Genomic DNA, 4,080 nt, shown 5'->3' on the forward strand with positions numbered 1-4,080 from the left:
CCCTGATATTCATGCAAATTCATGGTGCAGTTCCACATTGTCTGTTGCCGGACCGAGGTCTCTTACGGCATTTCCGGCAAGAATGACCAATTAGCAGACCGCGCCTTGGCGGCCTGCCCCCTGGGTTGAGTTCTCTAACTCAGTGTCATTTCTCGTTATTATTAGCGCTTCTTCTTATTGGCGACATGGATCGCATGACCATGAACCGCCAAGGCTGCTTCATGCACAGCTTCAGACAGAGTCGGGTGGCCAAAGACCATCAGACCCAGATCTTCCGCACTGCTGCCGAATTCCATTGCAATCGCCACCTGCTGGACCAGGTCGGCCGCACTCGGTCCCACAATGTGAGCGCCAAGAATGCGATCGGTGTCCGCATGGGCAATGATTTTGACCAGACCGCCGGTTTCATTGGCCGCCATGGCACGGCCGCTGGCCGCAAACGGGAAAGTACCGACGTTGTAGGGCTCCCCATCGGCCTTGATCTGCTCTTCGGTGCGGCCGACGGAAGCCACTTCCGGATGGGTGTAGATCACATTCGGAACCACATCGTAGTTCATCACGGTTTTCTGACCGGCAATACGCTCGGCAACCATCACGCCCTCTTCAGAACCTTTGTGCGCGAGCATGGGGCCGCGCACCACATCACCAATGGCCCAGACACCGGGGGCGCCCGTCGCACACAGGTCGTTGACGTAAATAAAACCGCGCTCGTCCAGGTTCACACCGCTGTCTTCCGCCAGCAGGCCTTCGGTGTACGGACGACGCCCGACACAGACGATCAGCTTGTCAAAGGTCTCTTTCTGCTCTTTACCGTCTTTATCGGTAAAGGTCACGGTCACTTCCTTACCCTTGACTTCGGAGCCGGTCACCCGGCAGCTCAGGCGAATATCCAGGCCCTGCTTGGTGAGGATTTTCTGGGTTTCTTTGGCAATCTGCTGATCCATGATGGACAGGAATTTGTCCATGGCTTCAAGCACCACCACATCGGAGCCCAGACGGTTCCAGACACTGCCCAGTTCCAGACCGATCACACCCGCGCCGATCACGCCCAGACGCTTGGGTACCGCATCAAACTCGAGCGCACCGGTGGAGTCGACGATCACGTCGTTATCAATTTTGGCGACCGGGATATCGATGGGCTTGGAGCCCGACGCCAGAATGACGTTATCCGCCTCGAGGGTTTTGGTTTTACCGTCGTGACCAGTCACTTCCACCTTGCGGTTGGCGAGCAGTTTGCCCGTGCCGAAAACGGAGGTGACGCCATTGGCCTTGAACAAGGCCGAGATACCGCCGGTCAGCTGTTTGACGATGTTGTCTTTGCGCTGAATCATTGAGGGCACATCAATCTCGATGCCCTTGGTCGAAATACCGTGTACTTTGAAGTCGTCTTTGGCTTCGTGGTACTTGTAGGAGCTATCCAGCAGCGCCTTGGACGGGATACAGCCCACATTCAGGCAGGTGCCACCATTGACGCCCTTACCTTCACTGTTCTGCCATTTTTCAACACACGCCGTTTTCAGACCCAGCTGCGCCGCGCGAATCGCCGCAACGTATCCGGCCGGACCGGAACCAATGACTACCACATCAAATTTATCAGACATATTTCATTTCCCAGGTTTACAAGGCTGCCTGGCCCTTGCTTCATCGGGCCAAACACCATTATTCGGTCAGTGAGCTATACCAAAGCGGGCAGTAACCTGCCCGCTTTGTTCATCAGATTTCCAGAAGGATGCGCGCCGGATCTTCCAGCAGGTCCTTGATAGTGACCAGGAACTGAACGGCTTCTTTGCCATCCAGCAGACGGTGGTCGTAGGAAAGCGCCAGGTACATCATCGGCAGGATTTTCACCTCGCCATTGACCGCCATCGGGCGCTCCTGAATCTTGTGCATGCCCAGAATGGCGGATTGCGGAAGATTCAAAATCGGAGTGGACAACAATGAACCGAAGACCCCACCGTTGGTGATGGTGAAGGTACCGCCGGTCATTTCCTCAATACCCAGCTTGCCATCACGGGCGCGCAGACCGTAGTCGCGAATGGTGCTTTCGATATCCGCCAGGCCCATGCTCTCAGCGTTGCGCAATACCGGCACGACCAGGCCTTTGTCGGTAGAAACCGCCACACCGATGTCCTGATAGCCGTGGTAGACAACATCATTGTTGTCGATAGAGGCGTTCACGGCGGGGAAGCGACGCAGCGCTTCGGCGGCGGCTTTCACAAAGAAGCCCATAAAGCCCAGACGGGTACCGTCGTGCGACTTTTCGAACTGATCTTTGTACTTGGCCCGCAGCTCCATGATCGGCCCCATGTTCACCTCGTTGAAGGTGGTCAACATGGCGGTGGTGTTGGAGGCCTCGAGCAGACGCTCGGCAATGCGCTTGCGCAGACGGGTCATCGGCACGCGCTTCTCGGCACGATCGCCGGCGGGCGCTTCGACTTCCGCGGCTTTGGCCGGGGCACTGCTCGACGCGCTGGCGGCCTTGCTGTCACCGGATTTGAGGAAGTTGGCCACATCCTCTTTGGTGACCCGACCGTCTTTCCCGGTACCCGGCACGCTGTTGGGGTCAATGTTGTTTTCATCGGCCATTTTGCGCGCAGCGGGGCTGAGCAGTTTTTCACCGTCATCGCTGGACGCCGACTGGTCGCCGCTGTCCGCGGGCTTGCTCTCGGACTTCTCTTCCGATTTCTTCTCGTCGGAACTATCACCTTTGTTTTCGTCCTTGGCGCCTTTGTCGTCACTCTTGGAGCCGACCGCGCCTTCTTCAAACTTGGCAATGACTTCATTGCTCAGGACGGTATCGCCCTCTTCTTTCAGGATTTCAGACAGGCTGCCATCTGCCGGTGCCACCACTTCCAGCACCACTTTGTCGGTTTCAATATCGACAATCAATTCGTCGCGGGAAACAGCCTCACCGGGCTTTTTATGCCAGGTGGCGATGCTCCCGTCCTGAACAGATTCGGGGAAAGTCGGGGCTTTGATCTCAATAGTCATTCTTTGTCCTTAGCAATCGCTGTGGATTCTTTGTCGAACACAGGCTCCGGCGTCAAACGCTCAGAGCCTCATTGATGAAACGCTTCTGCTCTTCCAGATGCACGGAGGCATAACCCGCGGCCGGTGCCGCTGATGGGTCGCGCCCCACATAGCTGAGATAGAGGTCCGGGTTGTGATCATTCACCACACGCCGCATGTGGTGCTGGCTGCTGTACCAGGCGCCCTGGTTCATGGGCTCTTCCTGACACCAGACGATATCCTTCAGATTTTTGAAAGGCGCCAGCGCCTCTTTCAATTCTTCTTCCGGGAAGGGGTAGAGCTGCTCCAGACGGACCAGAGCCACGTCATCCTGTTCACGTTCCATGCGCTCTTCCAGCAGGTGGTAGTACACCTTGCCGGAACAGAGCACCACCCGCTTGGCTTTCGCCGGGTCAACCTGCTCATCGGTGATCACATTGTGGAAGTGACCGTTGGCCAGATCTTCCAGGCTGGAGGTCGCCAGCTTGTGACGCAGAATCCATTTCGGACTCATGACCACCAGTGGGCGACGCATCGGGCGGATCACCTGACGGCGCAGCATGTGAAACACCTGAGCCGGGGTGGTCGGAATACAGACCTGAATGTTGTGCTCGGCACACAGCTGCATAAAGCGCTCCAGACGCGCGGAGGAGTGCTCCGGGCCCTGCCCTTCGTAGCCGTGTGGCAACAGCATGGTCAAGCCACACAAGCGACCCCACTTGTGCTCACCACTGGTGATGAACTGGTCGATGACCACCTGCGCGCCGTTGGCGAAATCGCCAAATTGGGCTTCCCAGATGATCAGGCCGTTCGGGGTAGTGGTGGCATAGCCATACTCGAACGCCAGCACCGCCTCTTCGGACAGGAAGGAGTCATAAAGATCCAGCGCTGGCTGATCCTCTTTGAGGTGACGCAGCGGGATATAGGTGGAACCGTCTTTCTGACTGTGCACTACTGCGTGACGGTGTGAGAAGGTGCCTCGCCCGACATCCTGACCGGTCAGGCGGACGCCGTAGCCCTGATCCAGCAGCGTTGCGTAGGCGAGCGTTTCCGCCATGCCCCAGTTGATGG

The 4,080-nt window shown here is 57.2% G+C and carries 2 protein-coding genes and 1 pseudogene; all 3 read right to left on the reverse strand.

All coding sequences use genetic code 11. The features are described 5' to 3' along the window. Positions 1 to 161 precede the first annotated feature (161 nt). Positions 162 to 1,601: a dihydrolipoyl dehydrogenase gene (lpdA, locus tag B3187_RS05385; protein ID WP_024460479.1), complete on the reverse strand. Its 1,440-nt coding sequence runs from the start codon at positions 1,599 to 1,601 to the stop codon at positions 162 to 164. A gap of 112 nt (positions 1,602 to 1,713) precedes the next feature. After that, positions 1,714 to 2,991, reverse strand: coding sequence for a 2-oxoglutarate dehydrogenase complex dihydrolipoyllysine-residue succinyltransferase (gene odhB, locus B3187_RS05390; RefSeq protein WP_286804983.1), 1,278 nt, complete (start codon positions 2,989 to 2,991; stop codon positions 1,714 to 1,716). Between the two features lie 52 nt (positions 2,992 to 3,043). Continuing rightward, positions 3,044 to 4,080, reverse strand: a pseudogene (locus B3187_RS05395) (2-oxoglutarate dehydrogenase E1 component); the annotation flags it as partial.

The organism is Marinimicrobium sp. UBA4209, assembly GCF_002381585.1.
Classification (GTDB): Bacteria; Pseudomonadota; Gammaproteobacteria; order Pseudomonadales; family Cellvibrionaceae; genus Marinimicrobium; species Marinimicrobium koreense.